Consider the following 3,592-nt stretch of genomic DNA (forward strand, 5'->3'; position numbering starts at 1 on the left):
GAGCCGCGCCCGGTCGCGCCCTCGTCGCGGATCTCGCCACCGGCGCCGGTGGCGGCCCCGGGGAACGGCGAGATCGCCGTCGGGTGGTTGTGGGTTTCCACCTTCATGAGCACGTGCTGCAGCGCGCTGCGCTTTTCGTAGGCGGGCGCGCCGGCCCGGCCGCGCGAGGGGTCGAAGGGCGCGACGAACTGCTCGACCTGCGTGCCCTCCATCACCGAGGCGTTGTCGGCGTAGGCCACCACGGTGTGCTGCGGCGAGACCTGCTCGGTGTGGCGGATCATGCCGAACAGCGATTTCTCCTGCGCCACGCCGTCGATGGTGAACTGGGCGTTGAAGATCTTGTGGCGGCAATGCTCGCTGTTGGCCTGCGCGAACATCATCAGTTCCACGTCGGTGGGATTGCGTCCCAGCCGGGTGAAGGCCTCCACCAGATAGTCGATCTCGTCCTCGGCCAGCGCCAGGCCCCAGTCCCGGTCCGCCGCCGCGAGCGCCGCCCGCCCGCCGGCCAGCACGTCGACGAAAGCCATCGGCTCGGCCGCCACCTCGTCGAACAGGCGCTGCGCTTCGGCCACGCTGGCCACCACCGACTCCGTCATGCGGTCGTGCAGCAGCGCCGCCACGCGGCTGCGTTGCCCCTCGTCCAGCTCCGGTGCACCGCCCAGCAGACCCGCCTTCAGCGCAATGCGGTACTCGGTGATGCGCTCGATGCGCCGCACCGCGATGCCGCAGTTGCGCGCGATGTCGGTTGCCTTGGAAGCCCAGGGCGACACCGTCCCGAGGCGGGGCGTCACGTACAGCGCCCACCCTTCCTTCGGGCCCGCATAGGGCTCGCCATAGCTCAGCAGGGCACCGAGGCGGTTGCGCGCCACCACGTCGGGCGCCTCCTCCTGCGCCACCAGGTGCACGTGGCGGGCGCTCACGCCCGCGATGCGGGGATGGATGGCCACGAGGGCCGGCAGCAGTTGCTGCGCGCGGAAGCGGGTCAGGGCATTGCCGCCCTCGAAGGTGGTGATGTGCAGGGTCACGGTAGCGGCCTGTGTGGATGAACGCTCGGATGGAACGCTGAAAGGCGCTGCGGCCGGGCGTGGGCCGCTGACTGGGGCCAAGGCGCGGGCCGGCGCGGGTTTGCCGGGAACCGGGCATTTTAAGCCGGCGCCCGCCGCGGCGGACCGGGTGGGATAATTTGCTGCCATGAGCATCACCATCAAAGACCAGGCAGGCATCGCCGGCATGCGCGAGGCCGGCCGCATGGCCTCCGAGGTGCTGGACCACCTCGCGCAGCACATCCGCCCGGGCATGACCACCAACGAGGTGGACCGGCTCGCCGCCGAGTGCATGCAGCGCCAGGGCAGCCGCTCGGCCACGCTCGGCTACCAGCCCCCCGGCTATCCGCCCTACCCCAAGTCGCTGTGCACTTCGGTGAACAACGTGGTCTGCCACGGCATCCCGAACGACAAGCCGCTCAAGAAGGGCGACATCCTGAACGTCGACGTCACCGTCATCTCCAAGGACGGCTGGTACGGCGACACCAGCCGGATGTTCCTGATCGGCGAGTGCTCGATCGCCGCCCGGCGGCTGGTGCAGCTCACCTACGAGGCCATGTGGCTGGGCATCCTGCAGGTGCGACCGGGCGCCCGCCTGGGCGACGTGGGCCACGCCATCCAGCAATTCGCCGAGGGCCACGGCCTGTCGGTGGTGCGCGAGTTCTGCGGCCACGGCATCGGCGACAAGTTCCACGAGGACCCGCAGGTGCTGCACTACGGCCGCCCCGGCACCGGCGAGGAACTGCGCCCGGGCATGACCTTCACCATCGAGCCCATGCTCAACATCGGCCGGCGCGAGGTCAAGGAACACGGCAACGACGGCTGGACCATCGTGACCAAGGACCGCAGCCTCTCGGCCCAGTGGGAGCACACGGTGCTGGTCACCGAAACCGGCTACGAAGTGCTGACCCTGTCGGAGGGCTATCCGCCGCTGCCCGATTTCGTCGCGGCCACGCGCACCTAGGGCCTCGCCGCGCGGCGCGCCGTGCCCCCACCCACCCGCTCCCCTGGCGTCCCGGCGGCCGTGCTGCGCGCGGGCTACCAGCGTGACAAGGCGGCGGTGCTGGGCACCTTGCTCACTCCGGGCGCCTCCACGCGCGGCATCCGCAGCCTGTTGCGCCGCCTGGCCCAGCTCGCCGACCGGCTGCTGTGCCGGCTCTGGGCGCAGGCGGGCCTGCCGGACACCGGGGCGGCGCTGGTGGCGGTCGGCGGCTATGGCCGCGCGCAGCTCTTTCCCGCCTCCGACGTGGACGTGTTGGTGCTGCTGCCGCAGGCCGCCCCGGCCGGCACCGCGGCAGCGGTAGAGGCCTTCATCGGCAGCTGCTGGGACGCGGGCCTGGAGGTCGGCGCGAGCGTGCGCACCCTCTGCGACTGTCTGCTCGAGTCGGCCGCCGACATCACGGTGCAGACCGCCCTGCTGGAGGCGCGCCTGCTGTGCGGCGACGCGGCGCTGTTCGCACAGCTGCAGGCCAGCCACGCCGCGCAGATGGACGTGCGCGCCTTCCTGCGGGCCAAGACCCTGGAGATGCGCCAGCGCCACCTGCGCCAGGAAAACACGCCCTACGCGCTCGAGCCGAACTGCAAGGAGTCGCCCGGCGGCCTGCGCGACCTGCAACTCATCCTGTGGCTGGCGCGCGCGGCCGGGCTTGGCACCCGCTGGCACGACCTGGCCGCCAGCGGCCTGGCGACCGCCTTCGAAGTGCGCCAGATCGAGCGCAACGAGGCGCTGCTGTTCCTGGTGCGGGCGCGCCTGCACGCCCTGGCCGGGCGGCGCGAGGACCGGCTGCTGTTCGACCTGCAGACCAGCGTCGCCGAAGTCTTCGGCTACCGCAGCACCGCACCCGATGGCCGCCGCCTGCCGATGCGCGCCAGCGAGGCGCTCATGCGCCGCTACTACTGGGCCGCCAAGGCGGTGTCCCAGCTCACGCAGATCCTGCTGCTGGGCATCGAGGAGCGCCTGGCCCCCGCGCGCGCGCCGGTGCGGCCCATCAACGCGCGCTTCCTCGACCGGGGCGGGCTCCTGGAAGTCGCCAGCGACACCCTCTACCAGAAGCAGCCGCGCGCCATCCTCGAGACCTTCCTGCTCCACCAGACCACCCCGGGGCTGCAGGGCCTGTCCGTGCGCACCCTGCGCGCGCTCTACAACGCGCGCCATGCGATGGACGCGCGCTTTCGCAGCGACCCCGCCAACCGCGCCACGTTCCTCGCCATCCTGCGCCAGCCCAGCGGCATCACCCGCGCGCTGCGCCTGATGAACCAGACCTCCGTGCTGGGCCGCTACCTGTGGGTGTTCCGGCGCATCGTCGGGCAGATGCAGCACGACCTGTTCCACGTCTACACCGTCGACCAGCACACGCTGATGGTGGTGCGCAACGTGCGCCGCTTCTTCCTGCCCGAACACGCCCACGAGTTCCCGACCTGCTCGCAGCTGGCCGCCGGCTGGGACCAACCCTGGCTGCTGTACGTCGCGGCGCTGTTCCACGACATCGCCAAGGGCCGCGGCGGCGACCACTCGAAGCTCGGCGCGCTGGAGGCGCGGCGCTTCTGCC

The 3,592-nt window shown here is 71.6% G+C and carries 2 protein-coding genes and 1 pseudogene; 2 read left to right on the top strand and 1 reads right to left on the bottom strand.

All coding sequences use genetic code 11. The features are described from left to right. Nucleotides 1–1,025: pseudogene (locus A612_RS14905) on the bottom strand (phosphoribosylformylglycinamidine synthase); the annotation flags it as partial. Nucleotides 1,026–1,191: 166 nt separating this feature from the next. Between A612_RS14905 and map the strand changes: the two are divergent. Both map and A612_RS14915 read left to right on the top strand, forming a co-directional pair. Next, nucleotides 1,192–2,007 carry a type I methionyl aminopeptidase gene (gene map, locus A612_RS14910; protein WP_019375243.1) on the top strand — a complete coding sequence of 272 codons (816 nt, stop codon included), beginning with the start codon at nucleotides 1,192–1,194 and terminating at the stop codon, nucleotides 2,005–2,007. 21 nt (nucleotides 2,008–2,028) lie between these two features. Continuing rightward, a partial coding sequence (locus A612_RS14915) for a [protein-PII] uridylyltransferase family protein (protein ID WP_040437137.1) occupies nucleotides 2,029–3,592 on the top strand: 1,564 nt, incomplete at its 3' end.

This window comes from Melaminivora alkalimesophila (assembly GCF_000282995.1).
Taxonomy (GTDB): Bacteria; Pseudomonadota; Gammaproteobacteria; order Burkholderiales; family Burkholderiaceae_C; genus Melaminivora; species Melaminivora alkalimesophila.